This window comes from Streptomyces sp. RPT161 (assembly GCF_027533845.1).
GTDB classification, from domain to species: Bacteria; Actinomycetota; Actinomycetes; order Streptomycetales; family Streptomycetaceae; genus Streptantibioticus_A; species Streptantibioticus_A silvisoli_A.
In genome coordinates this window covers 189173-204437 of sequence record NZ_JAPZVN010000002.1, presented here as the reverse complement: position 1 = coordinate 204437, position 15265 = coordinate 189173, and the positions used below count along the sequence as shown (strand labels likewise).

Sequence of the window (15265 nt, the reverse complement as noted above, 5' to 3'; positions counted from 1 at the left end):
CACCGCGAGGCCGGGTAGGTGCCCGCCAAAGCCGAGCGACGAACGGGCTGGTGCGATGGGCTGGACCGCGAACGACATACCCGATCAGACCGGCCGTACCGCGGTGGTCACCGGTGCCAACAGCGGCATCGGTTACTGCGTGGCGCGGGAGCTGGCCCGGCACGGCGCACACGTCGTGCTCGCCTGCCGCAGCGAGCGGCGCGGACAGGCGGCGGTCGAGCGGTTGGTCCGCGAGGTACCGTCGGCCCGGGCCGCCTACCGCCATCTGGACCTCGCGGATCTCGCGACGGTGCGGGCGTTCGCCGGGGACTTTCCCGGCGAACGCCTTGACCTGCTGGTCAACAACGCGGGCGTGATGGCGGTGCCCTACGCCAGGACGGTGGACGGCTTCGAGACGCAGTTCGGTGTCAACCACCTCGGGCACTTCGCGCTGACCGGGCTGCTGCTGCCGCTGCTTCTGGCTACGCCGGGCGCCCGGGTGGTGAGCGTCTCCAGCGGGTTGCACGCCATCGCCAACATCGATCCCGGTGATCTCAACAGTGAGCGCAGGTACGGGCGTTGGATGGCCTACGGGCGGTCGAAGACCGCCAACCTGCTGTTCGTCCATGAACTGGCCGGCAGGTTGCGGGCGGCCGGATCCGATGTGATCGCCGCCGCGGCGCATCCCGGTTACGCGGACACCAATCTTCAGAAGGGCTTCGTTCGGCTCGGCAACCTCGTCGCGCAGTCGCCGCGGGCGGGGGCGCTGCCGACGCTCTACGCCGCCACGGCGGCGGGGGTGCGGGGCGACGCGTTCCTCGGGCCCCGGTTCCTGGCGTTTGGGGGCGCGCCGGGGCTCTCCTGGCGTGCGCCGTGGACCCGTAACGATGTCGCCGCGGAGCGGCTTTGGGCGGCGTCCGAGCAACTGACCGGCGTCCGGTACGAGGCACTGGACTAGCCCAGCCTGTTTGGCGGCGCGCCCGCCGCCGGGCTTGGGGTCACGGCGGGGTGGGCGGGGGCAAGCCGCCGCGGCGCACCGCCAACCGCACACTGAACGGTACCGGGTGGGCGGTGGGCGAGCCGCGTAAAGATCCCGTCAGGGAAGAGGTGGTGCGTGCAAAGACGGCGCTAGGGAACCGGGGTGCGCCCCCGCGCGCGGGAATTCTGAGATCTCCCGTACGGAGGTACCACGCCGCATGACCACCACAGCGTCGCAGTCCACAGATCCCGCCACGACCCGCGAGCAGCCCCCTGATACCGGCGACCGCCACAAGCTGACCGCCCTGGGCGGCCTGGCCGCCCTCTCGCTGGACGCGATGGCCTCCGTGGCCTACGGCCCGGAGTCGATCGTGCTGGTGCTGGCCGCGGCCGGGGCGCACGGCCTGGGCTACACGCTTCCGGTGACCCTGGCGATCGCCGCCCTGCTGGCGGTGCTCGTCGCCTCCTACCGCCAAGTCATCGCCGCGTTCCCGAACGGCGGCGGGTCGTACGCGGTGGCCAGGACACACCTGGGCCGCCGCACCAGTCTGGTGGCGGCGGCCTCGCTGATCCTGGACTACGTGCTCAATGTGGCGGTCTCGGTCACCGCCGGTGTCGCCGCGCTCACCTCCGCCTTCCCCGCGCTCTACGGCGACCGGCTGTGGCTGTGCCTCGCGGTGCTCGTCGTGGTCACCGCGGTCAACCTGCGCGGCATCGCCGAGTCGGCGCGGGTGTTCATGGTCCCGACCATCGTCTTCGTCGGCTCGATCCTGGCCCTCATAGTGGTGGGCCTGTTCCGCGACCATCCGGCGAGCACGGTGACCGCCGCCGGGCACAGCTCCGTGGTGGCCGCCAACGCCACCACCGTGGGCGCGCTGCTGCTGCTCAAGGCGTTCTCCGCCGGATGCTCCGCGCTGACCGGTGTGGAGGCGATCGCCAACGCCGTACCGACCTTCCGCACCCCGCGCGTCAAGCGGGCGCAGCGTACCGAGGTCGCGCTGGGCGCGCTGCTGGGCATCATGCTGATCGGCCTTTCGGTGCTGATCGGCCGGTTCCATCTACAGCCGGTCGAAGGGGTCACCGTCCTGGCCCAGCTGGCGGACGCCTCGCTCGGCCACAACTGGGCCTTCTACGTGGTGCAGTTCGCCACCATGATCCTGCTGGCGCTGGCCGCCAACACCTCGTTCGGCGGACTGCCGGTGCTGATGGCGCTGCTGGCCCGGGACAACCACCTGCCGCATGTCTTCGCGCTCAAGGCCGACCGCCAGGTGCACCGGCACGGTGTGCTGGCGCTGGCGGCGGTGTCGGCGGCGCTGCTGGTGTTCTCCGGCGGTGACACGAACACGATCGTGCCGCTGTTCGCCATCGGTGTCTTCGTCGGCTTCACCATCTGCCAGGTGGGCATGGTGATCCACTGGCGTGCGGAGCGGTCCTCCGGCTGGGCGGCCAAGGCCGGGCTGAACGCCTTCGGCGCGGTACTGACCGGTGTCGCGGCGGTCATCGTGACGGCCACGAAGTTCACCGAGGGCGCCTGGATCATCGTGGTCGCGCTGCCGCTGCTGGTGCTGCTTTTCGAGCGGATCCACCGGGCGTACACCCGGATCGGCGAGACACTGGGGCTGGGCCGCGTCCCCGAACCGCCGCGCCGCGACCGGTCGCTGGTCATCGTGCCGGTCTCCACGCTCTCCCGGCTGACCAGCGAGGCGCTGACCGCGGCGTCCTCGCTCGGCGACGAGGTGATGGCGGTGACGGTCACCGCGCCCGACCCGGAGGACCAGGCGCACACGGAGTCGCTGCGCCGCGACTGGGACCTGTGGAACCCGGGCGTGCCGCTGGTCGAACTGCCCTGCCCCCGGCGGGCGTTGGGCCGTCCGGTGACCCAGCTGATCCGCGACCTGACGGCCGAGCGCCCCGGTACCCGGATCACCGTGATGATCCCGGAGGTCGAGCCCGCGCACCTGTGGCAGCGGCTGCTGCAGAACCAGCGCGGCGCGGTACTGGCCCACGCGGTCCGCAGGGACACCGACGCGGTCATCTGCCGGTTGCGTTTCCGCCTCGGCTGACGTCTTCGGCGGCGGTACAGGGGTTGGGGGGCCGGCCCCGGCTTCCCCGAACCCGTCTCATGGCCCGTGGAAGTACACGGCTCCCGGCCGCAGGCCGCCGGAGTGGGCGAAGAGTTGGGGGATCGTGACGAGGGTGTAGCCGCGGGCGCGGAGCGCGTCGATGAGGTGCGGGGTCGCCGCTACCGTGGCGGCGTAGCGGTCGTGCAGTTCCACTATGCCGCCGGGCCGGGCCTGCTCCAGCACCTGGCGTTCGATGACGGGTGCGTCCCGTACCTGCCAGTCGCGTGGATCGTCGTTCCACATCACCACGGACAGCCCGGCCGCCCGGGCCAGCGCCCGTATCCGCGCGTCCTGTGCGCCGTAGGGCGGCCGGAGCATGGTCGGGGTGAGGCCGTCGGCCGCCGCGATCTGCCGTGCCGCGGTGGTGATCTGGTACCTGACCCGGGCGGAGGAGAGGCGGGTGAGGTCGGGGTGGCTGACCGTGTGGTCACCGATGGCGTCGCCGTCCCGGTACTGGCGCCGTACGTCCTGCCGGTAGCCGCGCACCTGCCGCCCGATCAGGAAGAACGTCGCGGTGGCGTGCCGCCCCTCCAGCACTCGTAGCAGCGGCGCGGTGTACGGGGAGGGGCCGTCGTCGTAGCTCAGCGCCAGGCACCTGGCCCGCAGACAGTCGACGCCCGCCACCTGACCGGGCGTGGTCCGCCCCCCGGAGACGTGCGGCCCGCCGCCGCAGGCGGTGAGCACCGCGGTGAGGGCAGCCACCGCCAGCCCCGCCAGCCCCCGGGCCGCCAGGACCGGCATGGCACTCACCCCGCCTCCCATCAGCACCGCCGCCCACCGCATATACACCAAAACACGCACGCACCGGTCACGCACGCCCGTGGAGGAACGCACCGGCCAGCCCCGTTTCCGGCGAGGTGCGCGAGCCGCGCTCCGCGCCCGACGGGGAACGCACAGAGAAATGAAAGGCGGCGCCCTCCGCACAGGGCGCCGCCTTCCAGTGAGGGTTTTCCGGAAATGGCCTAGCGGTTGTCGCTTCCCTCGCTACGCGACGCGGCGCGGCCCGCCTCCAGGCGCGCGACCGGGATGCGGAACGGTGAGCAGGAGACGTAGTCCAGCCCCACCTCGTGGAAGAAGTGGACGGACTCCGGGTCGCCGCCGTGCTCGCCGCACACGCCCAGCTTGAGGTCCGGCCGGGTGGCCCGGCCCGCCTCGACCGCGTGCCTGACCAGGGAGCCCACGCCGTCCCGGTCGATGGTCTCGAAGGGGCTGACGCCGAAGATGCCCTTCTCCAGGTACGCGGTGAAGAAGCTTGCCTCCACGTCGTCACGGGAGAAGCCCCACACGGTCTGGGTGAGGTCGTTGGTGCCGAAGGAGAAGAACTCGGCGGCCTCCGCGATCTGCCCGGCGGTCAGCGCGGCGCGCGGCAGCTCGATCATCGTGCCCAGCTTCAGGCCGAGGTCGACGCCGCTGCGGGCCTCGATCTCCGCGATGACCTTCTCGGCCTCCTCGCGGACCAGCTCCAGCTCCTGCACCGTGCCCACCAGCGGGATCATGATCTCCGCACGCGGGTCGCCGCCCGACTCGCGCCGCTCGGCGGCGGCCTCGGCGATGGCCCGTACCTGCATGGTGAACAGGCCGGGAATGACCAGGCCGAGCCGTACGCCGCGCAGTCCGAGCATTGGGTTCTGCTCGTGCAGCCGGTGCACGGCCTGGAGCAGCCGCAGGTCGTTCTCGTGCGCCTCCTTGCGCGACTCGGCGAGCGCCACCCGTACCGAAAGATCGGTGATGTCCGGCAGGAACTCGTGCAGCGGCGGGTCCAACAGCCGTACGGTGACCGGCAGTCCGTCCATCGCCTCGAAGAGGTCGATGAAGTCCTGGCGCTGCAGCGGCAGCAGGGCGTCGAGGGCACTGGCCCGCTCGTCGTCGTGGTCGGCGAGGATCAGCCGCTCGACCAACTCGCGGCGGTCGCCGAGGAACATGTGCTCGGTGCGGCACAGTCCGATGCCCTGGGCGCCGAACCGCCGCGCCCGGGCGGCGTCTTCGGCGTTGTCGGCGTTGGCGCGTACCCGAAGGCGGCGCACCCGGTCGGCGTAGGCCATGACCCGGTGCACGGCCTGGACCAGTTCGTCGGCGTCGTCGGCGCCCGCGTGCATCCGGCCCTCGAAGTACTCCACGACCGGGGACGGGACGACCGGCACCTCGCCGAGGTAGACCTTGCCGGTGGAGCCGTCGATGGAGACCAGGTCGCCCTCCTCTACCACCACCCCGCCGGGCGCGGTCAACCGCCGCCGCTTGGTGTCGACTTCGAGTTCCTCGGCGCCGCACACACAGGTCTTGCCCATACCGCGGGCGACCACGGCCGCGTGCGAGGTCTTGCCGCCGCGCGAGGTCAGGATTCCCTCGGCGGCGATCATGCCGTTGAGGTCGTCGGGGTTGGTCTCGCGGCGGATCAGGATGACCTTCTCCCCGGAACGCGACCACTTGACGGCGGTGTACGAGTCGAAGACCGCCTTGCCGACGGCCGCGCCGGGCGATGCCGCGATGCCCCGGCCGAGCAGTTCGGCGGTGGCTCCCTCGTCGAAGCGCGGGAACATCAGCTGGGCGAGCTGCGCCCCGTTGACCCGCTGGAGCGCCTCGGCCTCGTCGATCAGCCCCTGGTCGACGAGCTGGGTGGCGATCCGGAACGCCGCGGCGGCGGTGCGCTTGCCGACCCGCGTCTGGAGCATCCACAGCCTGCCGCGCTCGATGGTGAACTCGATGTCGCACAGGTCCTTGTAGTGCGTCTCCAGCGTCTCCATGATCTGCATCAGCTCGTCGTAGGACGGCTTGTCGATGCGCTCCAGATCGGCGAGCGGCACGGTGTTGCGGATGCCCGCGACGACGTCCTCGCCCTGTGCGTTCTGCAGGTAGTCGCCGTAGACGCCCTGCTGGCCGCTGGCCGGGTCGCGGGTGAAGGCCACACCGGTGCCGGAGTCGGGGCCGAGGTTGCCGAAAACCATCGAGCAGACGTTGACGGCGGTGCCGAGGTCGTGCGGGATGCGCTCCTGGCGGCGGTAGAGCTTGGCGCGCTCACCGTTCCAGGAGTCGAACACCGCCCTTATGGCGAGGTCCATCTGCTCGCGCGGGTCCTGCGGGAACTCGCGGCCCGCCTCCTTCAGCACGATCTGCTTGAAGTCCTCGACCAGTTGCCGCAGGTCGGCCGCGTCCAGCCCGAGGTCGCTGCTGGCTCCCTTGGCCTGCTTGGCCTCGTCCAGTGCCTCCTCGAACAGGTCGCCGTCCACGCCCAGCACCGTCTTGCCGAACATCTGGACAAGGCGGCGGTAGGAGTCCCAGGCGAACCGCTCGTCGCCCGCCTGGGCGGCGAGACCGGCCACCGAGGCGTCGGACAGGCCGATGTTGAGGACGGTGTCCATCATTCCGGGCATGGAGAACTTCGCGCCGGAGCGCACCGACACCAGCAGCGGGTTGTCGCTCTGGCCGAGGCGCTTGCCCATGCGCTGTTCCAGGTCGGCGAGGTGGGCGCTCACCTCGTCGCGCAGCTCCGCGGGTTCGCTGCCGGAGTCCAGGTAGACCTTGCAGGCTTCGGTGGTGATGGTGAAGCCGGGAGGTACCGGCAGACCGAGGTTGGTCATCTCGGCGAGGTTCGCGCCCTTGCCACCGAGCAGGTCCCTCAGGTCCTTGTTGCCCTCAGTGAAGTCGTAGACGAACTTCCGCGGTGTTTGCTGTTCCGACACTGGACCGACTCCTCGCCCACGGGGGTGTGCCCTGACGGCGGGGAGCGTACCCATCTCCAAGGCAGCGCAGTGCGTCTACGGCCATGTCATATGGGCGTAACCACTCGTCTGCCAGCAGATCGAAAGCGGAATGGCTCATCCGGCCTGCGATCCACACTTGCCGACTGAGCGCTCATCCGCGTTTAGAACCTGAACACATGAGCGCGGAAGCCGCGGGTTTGAACTCCAGACGGCCACCCAGCGTGACGGTTGCGTACAGCCGCTGAAGTTAACACCCGTGACACCCCGTGCCATGAATTGGAGACATGACGGCACTCGATGCCACACGATCACGGTGCTCAAATGAGCAGGTGACTAATCATGCGTGGCGAGAATCACGCGCACACCCCCCGCTCTCGTCTCACATGTTGGACAGGGGGAGCGTGCCCGAAACACTCAGCCGCCGGAGGTGTCCAACTCCGCGTCGGCGCTCACCATCGCGCAGTCGTAGGGGTCCTTCAGCCAACCGTCCGGCAGCACAACCCGCTTGGTACCGGCGGTACGCCCGCGCGGCCCCTCGGCGCCCTCCGGCCACGGCTGGTCCAGGTCCAACGCGCTCAGATGCTCGTCCAGTTCGGCCAGCGAGGACGACATGGCCAGCCGCTGGCGCATCTGCGAGCCGACCGAGAACCCCTTGGTGTACCAGGCGACATGCTTGCGGAAGTCGATGACGCCGCGCTCCTCGTCGCCCAGCCACTCGGCGAGCAGTTCGGCGTGCCGCCGCATCACCTCGGCGACCTCCCGGAACGTCGGCCGGGCGCTGCCGCCCTCGCCCTCGAAGACGCCCACCAGGTCGCCGAACAGCCATGGCCGCCCAAGGCAGCCGCGGCCCACCACCACACCGTCACAGCCGGTCTCGCGCATCATCCGCACCGCGTCCTCGGCGCACCAGATGTCGCCGTTGCCCAGCACCGGGATCTCCGGGACGGCCTCCTTCAGCCGGGCGATGGCCGACCAGTCGGCGGTGCCGCCGTAGTGCTGGGCCGCGGTGCGGCCGTGCAGCGCGACCGCGGTGACGCCTTCCTCAACGGCGATGCGCCCGGCGTCGAGGTAGGTGAGGTGGTCGTCGTCGATGCCCTTGCGCATCTTGATCGTCACCGGCAGCGCTCCGGCGTTGCCCACCGCCTCCCGCAGGATCGCGCGGAGCAGGTGCCGCTTGAACGGCAGCGCGGAACCACCGCCCTTGCGCGTCACCTTGGGCACCGGGCAGCCGAAGTTGAGGTCGATGTGGTCGGCGAGGTCCTCGTCCACGATCATGCGGACCGCCTTGCCGACGGTCACCGGGTCGACGCCGTACAGCTGGATCGAGCGCGGGCGCTCGGTCTCGTCGAAGTGGATCAGCTGCATGGTCTTCTCGTTGCGCTCGACCAGCGCCCGGGTGGTGATCATCTCGGAGACGAACAGCCCCTTGCTCCCGGAGCCGCGATCTCCCGGGAGTCGCCGCGTTCCACCGCGGCTTCGCCGCGAGCCGGCCCCCCAGCCGGCGCCCTCAGCGAACTCCCGGCACAGCGTGCGGAACGGCGCGTTGGTGATCCCGGCCATCGGTGCGAGCACCACGGGCGGCGACACGGTGTGCGGACCGATCTGCAGGTTCGTCATCGCGGCGGGCTTTCCTTCGGACGGCGGACGGTACGGGCGATCTCCCATTGTCCCCCACCGCCGCGCCGGCACCGCTCAGACCGTCACCGGCACCCGTTCCCGCAGCTCCCCCTCCGTGACCGCCAGCTCGCGCAGCCGCTCAAGCCGGATACGGGTCTCCTCGTCCAGTGGGGTGTAGACCACCATGCGGGTGCCGCTGCGCGGGCGCAGCCACATGCTGGTGTGCTCCATGTTGAGCAGCCCGACCCGGCTGTTGAGGAAGCGCTTGGGCCGGTTGGACGGCGGGGCGACCTCGTGCTCCCGCCAGATCTCCCGGAACTCCTCCGACGCCCGCTCCAGCCGCTTGACCAGATGGGTCCACACCGGCTCGGCCAGGTACTCGCCCATCCCGGCGCGGAACTGGGCGGTGCAGCGGCGCATCACCTCGTCCCGGTCGACCACCGCCTCGCGCCAGGCGGGATCGGTGAACACCAGCCACATCACGTTGCGGTCCTCCGGCGGCAGGGCGTCCAGGTCGGCCACCAGCCGCCCGTAGACGCGGTTGTACGCGAGGATGTCGTACCGCCCGTTCATGACGCAGGCGGGCAGCGGCTCCAGCTGTTCCATGGCGGCCCGCACCGAGGGAGTCACCGTGGGGCAGTCCTTGCTCGGCACCGGGTCGGAGACCCCGGCCAGCACGAACAGATGGGCGCGCTCACCGGGGTCGAGCATGAGCGTACGGGCCACCGCGTCCAGCACCTGTGCCGAGACCTGGATGTCGCGGGCCTGCTCAAGCCACGTGTACCAGGTGACGCCGACCGCGGACAGCTGCGCCACCTCCTCGCGCCGCAGACCCGGGGTGCGGCGGCGCGAACCCGTGGGCAGGCCCACCTGGTCGGGAGTGATGCGCTCGCGACGGCTGCGCAGGAAGTCGGCCAGTTCGCGTCGGCGTACATCGGTGCTCACGCTCATGCAACCAGGGTGCCGTACCCCTGAGACGGTTGCCAGGTGCTTCCAATACCTGGATAACCACACTCTGGTACCCCTTTAAGCAGGCCAGCATCGTGGTGGCCGTGAAGACACAGATCGAACAGACCGAACTCCAGCCCTCCCGGGCCACGGTCCGGCCAACCGTCCGGCGCCTCGGCAGCCCGGACTCCGCCGCGTCACCGGTGCTCAGCCCGCTGGGCCTGCTCACCCTGCTGCTCGGCGCGGCGCTCCCTATGATCGACTTCTTTATCGTCAACGTCGCACTGCCCACCATCGAGCGCGATCTGCACACCGGCCCGGCGCTGCTGGAAATGGTCGCGGCGGGCTACGGCGTGGCGTACGCGGTGCTGCTGGTGCTGGGCGGACGGCTCGGCGACATGATCGGCCGCCGCCGCCTCTTCCTCATCGGCACCGCGCTCTTCGCGCTCACCTCGCTGGCCTGCGGTCTGGCGCCGGACGCCTGGACGCTGGTGGGCGCCCGGGTCGCCCAGGGCGCGGCGTCCGCGATGATGCTGCCGCAGGTGCTGGCCACCATCCAGTCCACCACCACCGGTGCGCGGCGTGGCCGGGCGCTGGGCCTGTACGGCGCGACCGGCGGCATAGCGGCGGTGGCCGGCCAGATGCTGGGCGGCTGGCTGGTCGCCGCGGACCTCGTGGGCACCGGCTGGCGCTCCATCTTCCTGGTGAACGTCCCCGTGGCGGCCGCGGCGATGCTGCTGGCGCTGCGTACGGTCCCGGAGACCCGGTCGGCGAAGCCCGCGCGGATCGACGGCAGGGGCACGGTGCTGCTGGCCGCGACACTGCTGGCACTGCTGGTGCCGCTGATGGAGGGCAAGGCGGTCGGCTGGCCGCTGTGGTGCTGGCTGCTGCTGGCCGCGGCGCCGTTCGTGGCGGCCGGGTTCTGGCTGGTGGAGCGGCGCGCCGAGGCCTCCGGCGCGGACCCGCTGGTTCCGCCGTCGCTGCTGGCCAACCACGGGATGCGCAGCGGTCTGCTGGTGGCGCTGCCGTTCTTCACCGGATTCGGCGGCTTCATGTTCGTGATGGCGGTCGGGCTCCAGCAGGGGCTGCGGCTGGGCCCGGTGGGGGCGGGCAGCGCGCTGGCGCCGATGGCGGTGGCGTTCTTCACCGCCTCCCTGCTCGCGCCGCGGCTGGTGGTGCGGCACGGGCGCCGGGTGGTGACCACGGGACTGGCCGTCCAGGGCATCGGGCTGCTGGTCGTGGTGGCGGCGGCGCTGTCGTCGTGGCCGCACATGGGTCCGCTGGACTTCGCGCCCGGCATGGCGGTGCTCGGCTTCGGCCAGGGGCTGGCGATGAGCACGGTGTTCCGGATCGTGCTGTCGGAGGTTCCGGCGGACCGCGCCGGGGTGGGCAGCGGCGTGATGGTGACCACCCAGCAGTCCTCGCTGGCGCTCGGGGTGGCGACCCTGGGCACCTTGTTCCTGTCGCTGGCGTCCTCGGTCGGCATGCGGGACGCGCTGGTGACGGCGATCCTGGTGCAGGTGGCGGGCGGCGCGGCGGCGGTCGCGCTGAGCCTGCGGCTACCGCGTCAGGTGCGGTGACGACGGGGTACGGGCCCGCGGACAACGGCGGTACGGGGGTGATCGCCGTGATCCGCGGGCTCGTTGTCATACTGCCCTGCCACGATCTACCGCATGAGTGAAACGCAGCGGATCAGTCACGTCTCCGAGGTGCGGGACCGGGAGGCGCTGGCCGCCCTGGTGGCCGGCGGGGCGGTGCCCAAGTACCTGATGTTCTGGGGCCATCGGCCCACGCGGGACGGAAGCGTCGGGCCGTCGTGCCTGAGCCAGTGGTGGCCCGCGGAGTTCGCTGTGGACGGCGTCCGGTATCCGACGGCCGAGCACTGGATGATGGCGGGCAAGGCCCGGCTGTTCGGGGACGAGCGGACCGCGGCGGAGGTGCTGGCCGCAGGGCACCCCAACGAGGCGAAGGCGCTCGGCCGCCAAGTACGCGGTTTCGAGGAGGAGTTGTGGGCGCGGCACCGCTGGGATCTGGTGGTCGAGGGGAACGTCGCCAAGTTCGGCCAGCACCCGGCCCTGCGCGACTTCCTGCTGGGCACCCGGTCGCGGGTGCTGGTGGAGGCCAGCCCGCTGGACCGGGTCTGGGGCATCGGCCTGGCGGCGGACGACGAGCGCGCCGCGGATCCGGCGCGGTGGCGGGGGTCGAACCTGCTGGGCTTCGCCCTCATGGAGACCAGGTCACGACTGGGCTGAGGCGCATCGATGCTGCGCGATGACAAATATTGAAATCTGTCATCGCGCATGCCATTCTTGTCGTGCACCCCATCGAAGGAGCACCACATGCAGACCCGCACCCTCGGCGCCACCGGCCCCACCACCTCGGCCCTCGGTCTCGGCTGCATGGGCATGTCCGCGATGTACGGCCAGGCCGACCGCGGGGAGTCCATCGCCACCATCCACGCCGCCCTCGACACCGGGATCACCCTGCTGGACACCGGCGACTTCTACGCCATGGGCCACAACGAACTGCTGATCCGGGAGGCCCTGGAGAGCAGCAGGCAGGGCCGGGAGAACGCACTGCTCAGCGTGAAGTTCGGCGCCCTGCGCGACCCGGGCGGCGGCTGGTCCGGCTACGACGGCCGCCCCGAGGCGGTGAGGAACTTCCTGGCCTACTCGCTCCAGCGGCTCGGCACCGACCACATCGACGTCTACCGGATCGCCCGGCTCGACCCGGCGGTGCCGATCGAGGAGACCGTCGGCGCCATCGCCGAGGCGGTGCAGGCCGGATACGTACGGCACATCGGCCTGTCCGAGGTCGGCGCGGAGACCATCCGCCGGGCCGCCTCGGTGGCCCCGATCAGCGACCTGCAGATCGAGTACTCGCTGTTCTCCCGGGACATCGAACGGGAGATCCTGCCGACCTGCCGCGAGCTGGGCATCGGCGTGACCGCGTACGGCGTGCTCTCCCGCGGTCTGCTCAGCGGCCACTGGTCCCGCGACCGCAAAACGACGGCGGGCGACTTCCGCAGCATGAGCCCGCGGTTCAGCGGCGAGAACCTGGACCGCAACCTCGACCTGGTCGAGGCGCTGGGCCGGACGGCCGACAGCAAGGGTGCTACCGTCGCTCAGATCGCCATCGCCTGGGTGCTCTCCCGCGGCGAGGACATCGTGCCGCTGGTCGGCGCACGGACCCGCGACCGCCTCACCGAGGCGCTGGGCGCACTGGACGTCACCCTGGACGCGGCGGACCTGGCGGCGATCGAGAAGGCCGTCCCAGCCGGCGCCGCCGCGGGCGACCGCTACCCGGCCGCACACATGCACGACCTCGACAGCAAGAAGTAGTAGCCCACCAGAAAGGCTGGCCCTTCCATGCCGCCGGAGACGCTGACCCCCGACCGCATCCTCGAAGCCACCGAGGACGTGCTGCGCCGCTTCGGTCCCGCCAAGGCGACCGTGGTCGATGTGGCCCGGGCCCTGGGGGTCAGCCACGGCAGCGTGTACCGGCACTTCCCCAGCAAGGCCGCGCTGCGCGAGGCGGTGACCGAGCGCTGGCTGGACCAGTCGCACGAGACGCTGTCCCTGCTGGCGCGGGCGGAACGCCCCGCGCCGGAGCGGCTGCGCGGCTGGCTCGCGGCGCTGTTCGCGGCCAAGCGGGCCAAGGCGGGCGACGATCCGGAGCTGTTCGCCACGTACATGGTGCTCGCCGGCGAGAACAGCCAGGTGGTCGCCCGCCATATCGACACGCTGGTACGGCAGTTGGCGCAGATCATCCAAGAGGGCGTGGCGAAGGGCGAGTTGGGCCTGCCCGCCGGCACCGATCCGCTGGCCGCGGCGCGCGCCGCATGGGACGCCACCGGCAGGTTCCACGACCCGGCCTACGCGGCCGACTGGGGCGAGGAGGGCATCCACCCGGCGTTCGAGGCCGTCTGCGCCCTGGTCCTGCGCGGGCTCGCGGTGTAGGCCGGCGCACAGCGAGCCTCTTTGGCCACTGCGGACACTAGTTGTACGATAGAAATAATTACATATGTACAACTAACATTCCGGAGTGGCCGTGCCAGAGCTGAGCCGCAGACGACGCTTCCTCGTACTGGGCATCTGCTGCATGTCCCTGCTGATGGTCAGCCTCGACAACACCGTGCTGAACGTCGCGCTGCCGTCGATGCAGCGGGAGCTGCACACCACCGTCTCCGGTCTGCAGTGGACGATCGACGCCTACACGCTGGTGCTCGCCAGCTTCCTGATGCTCTCCGGCTCGACCGCCGACCGGATCGGCCGCCGCCGCACCTTCCAGGTGGGGCTGGCCATCTTCACCCTCGCCTCCCTGCTGTGCAGCCTGGCGCCGGGTCTGCCCTGGCTGGTGGGGTTCCGGATGCTCCAGGCGGTGGGCGGCTCGATGCTCAACCCCGTCGCGATGTCGATCATCACCAACGTCTTCACCGAACCGAAGGAACGCGCCCGCGCCATCGGTGTGTGGGGCGGCGTGGTCGGCATAAGCATGTCGGCGGGGCCGGTGATCGGCGGGCTGCTGGTGGAGACCACCGGCTGGCGGGCGATCTTCTGGCTCAACGTACCCATAGGCCTGCTGGCGCTCACCCTGACCAGGCTGTTCGTCCCGGAGTCGCGCGCCCCCAAGCCGCGCCGGGCCGATCCGATCGGCCAGTTGCTGATGATCCTGCTGCTCGCCGGGGTGACCTACGCGATCATCGAGACGCCCGGCAAGGGCATCGGCAACCCGCTGATCATCAGCTGCCTGCTGATCGCCGTCGCCTCCCTCGCCGGTCTGCTCTGGTACGAACCTCGGCGCGCCGAACCCCTGCTGGACCTGCGGTTCTTCCGGAGCGCGCCGTTCTCCGGCGCGACCGTGATAGCGATCTGCGGGTTCGCCGCGCTGGGCGGGTTCCTTTTCCTCAACACCCTCTACCTACAGGACCTGCGCCATCTCGACGCCCTGCACGCGGGTCTGATGATGCTGCCGATGGCCACCATGTCGCTGTTCTTCGCCCCGCTCTCCGGCCGGATCGTCGGCTCCCGGGGGCCACGGCTGCCGCTGCTGGTGGCCGGGACGGCGATGTGCGGCAGTGGAGTGGGGATGGCCCTGCTGTTCTCCGTGAACGTCTCGCTGGGCCTGGTGATCGGCGCGTACATCGCCTTCGGCATCGGCTTCGGGCTGGTCAACGCGCCGATCACCAACACCGCCGTGTCCGGAATGCCGCGCTCGCAGGCGGGCGTGGCGGCGGCCGTCGCCTCCACCAGCCGCCAGGTCGGCGCCTCCCTCGGGGTCGCCGTCATCGGCTCGGTGATGGCCTCGGGCGCGGCGGGCGGCTACGCGGCGGGCTTCGTGACGGCCGGCAGGACCGCCTGGTGGATCATCGCCGGGTGTGGAGCGGCCGTTTTCCTGATCGGTAGCATCACCTCCGGCCGCTGGGCACGCGGCACGGCGGACCGTGCGGCGGACCGCCTGAAGGCCGAGGAGATCAGGATGCCGGTGAACGCGTGATGGACGACAGAACGCAGACCGCCACACGGGTCTGGCACGACCTGAGAGTGCTGCTGCTGGAGCAGCACGACCGCCGCAAGGAGGTCGCCGAGGCACTGGGCATGAGCTTCAACCGGGTCAAGGCGCTACGGCGGATCGCCGCCCAGCCGCACACCCTGCGGTCGCTGGCCGAGTACATGGTGATCGACGCCCCCTACGCCACCCTGATCGTGGACGACCTGGCCAAGCGCGGTCTGGTGGAGCGCACCGCCAACCCGGCGGACCGCCGCTCCAAGCTGGTGCACATCACCCCGCGGGGCAAGGCCGCGGCCGACGAGGCCGACCGCATACTCGACACCCCGCCCGAGGCGCTGCTCGCCCTGCCGCCCGGGGACCTGGCGGCGCTGGACCGGATCGTCGACCAGTTGCTGGCCTGACGCACAGACG

12 protein-coding genes are annotated in these 15265 nt (G+C 70.9%); 8 read left to right on the top strand and 4 right to left on the bottom strand.

Annotation, left to right across the window (positions count from 1 at the left end):
* The first annotated feature begins 55 nt into the window (after positions 1–55).
* Both O5O46_RS05425 and O5O46_RS05420 read left to right on the top strand, forming a co-directional pair.
* The gene (locus tag O5O46_RS05425) at positions 56–937 is read left to right on the top strand and encodes an oxidoreductase (RefSeq protein ID WP_269854082.1); all 882 of its coding nucleotides are present in this window, start codon (positions 56–58) and stop codon (positions 935–937) included.
* A 238-nt stretch (positions 938–1175) separates the two neighbouring features.
* Positions 1176–3020: an APC family permease gene (locus O5O46_RS05420; RefSeq protein WP_269854081.1), complete on the top strand. Its 1845-nt coding sequence runs from the start codon at positions 1176–1178 to the stop codon at positions 3018–3020.
* Positions 3021–3077: 57 nt separating this feature from the next.
* Here O5O46_RS05420 and O5O46_RS05415 read toward each other — a convergent pair whose 3' ends face one another.
* The 4 genes from O5O46_RS05415 to O5O46_RS05400 form a co-directional block, all read right to left on the bottom strand.
* Positions 3078–3821 (bottom strand): polysaccharide deacetylase family protein, encoded by a 744-nt coding sequence (locus tag O5O46_RS05415; RefSeq protein ID WP_269854573.1) that lies wholly within the window; start codon positions 3819–3821, stop codon positions 3078–3080.
* 221 nt (positions 3822–4042) lie between these two features.
* Positions 4043–6811, bottom strand: coding sequence for a pyruvate, phosphate dikinase (gene ppdK, locus O5O46_RS05410; RefSeq protein WP_443072396.1), 2769 nt, complete (start codon positions 6809–6811; stop codon positions 4043–4045).
* 381 nt (positions 6812–7192) lie between these two features.
* Positions 7193–8395: a tRNA dihydrouridine synthase DusB gene (gene dusB, locus O5O46_RS05405; protein ID WP_269854079.1), complete on the bottom strand. Its 1203-nt coding sequence runs from the start codon at positions 8393–8395 to the stop codon at positions 7193–7195.
* A gap of 75 nt (positions 8396–8470) precedes the next feature.
* On the bottom strand, positions 8471–9346 hold the full coding sequence (locus tag O5O46_RS05400; RefSeq protein ID WP_269854078.1) for a helix-turn-helix transcriptional regulator: 876 nt from the start codon (positions 9344–9346) through the stop codon (positions 8471–8473).
* A gap of 101 nt (positions 9347–9447) precedes the next feature.
* Between O5O46_RS05400 and O5O46_RS05395 the strand changes: the two genes are divergently transcribed.
* The 6 genes from O5O46_RS05395 (at position 9448) to O5O46_RS05370 (ending at position 15255) form a co-directional block, all read left to right on the top strand.
* On the top strand, positions 9448–10923 hold the full coding sequence (locus tag O5O46_RS05395; protein WP_269854077.1) for an MFS transporter: 1476 nt from the start codon (positions 9448–9450) through the stop codon (positions 10921–10923).
* 93 nt (positions 10924–11016) lie between these two features.
* Entirely contained in the window at positions 11017–11595 is a 579-nt protein-coding gene (locus O5O46_RS05390; protein ID WP_269854076.1) for an NADAR family protein, read from the top strand.
* Positions 11596–11682: 87 nt separating this feature from the next.
* Positions 11683–12684 (top strand): aldo/keto reductase, encoded by a 1002-nt coding sequence (locus O5O46_RS05385; protein ID WP_269854075.1) that lies wholly within the window; start codon positions 11683–11685, stop codon positions 12682–12684.
* A gap of 27 nt (positions 12685–12711) precedes the next feature.
* Positions 12712–13302, top strand: a complete 591-nt coding sequence (locus O5O46_RS05380) for a TetR/AcrR family transcriptional regulator (protein WP_269854074.1) — start codon at positions 12712–12714, stop codon at positions 13300–13302.
* Positions 13303–13393: 91 nt separating this feature from the next.
* On the top strand, positions 13394–14839 hold the full coding sequence (locus O5O46_RS05375; protein WP_269854572.1) for an MFS transporter: 1446 nt from the start codon (positions 13394–13396) through the stop codon (positions 14837–14839).
* The gene (locus tag O5O46_RS05370; RefSeq protein ID WP_269854073.1) at positions 14839–15255 is read left to right on the top strand and encodes a MarR family winged helix-turn-helix transcriptional regulator; all 417 of its coding nucleotides are present in this window, start codon (positions 14839–14841) and stop codon (positions 15253–15255) included. Before O5O46_RS05375 ends, O5O46_RS05370 begins: the two co-directional genes overlap by 1 nt.
* Positions 15256–15265 lie beyond the last annotated feature (10 nt).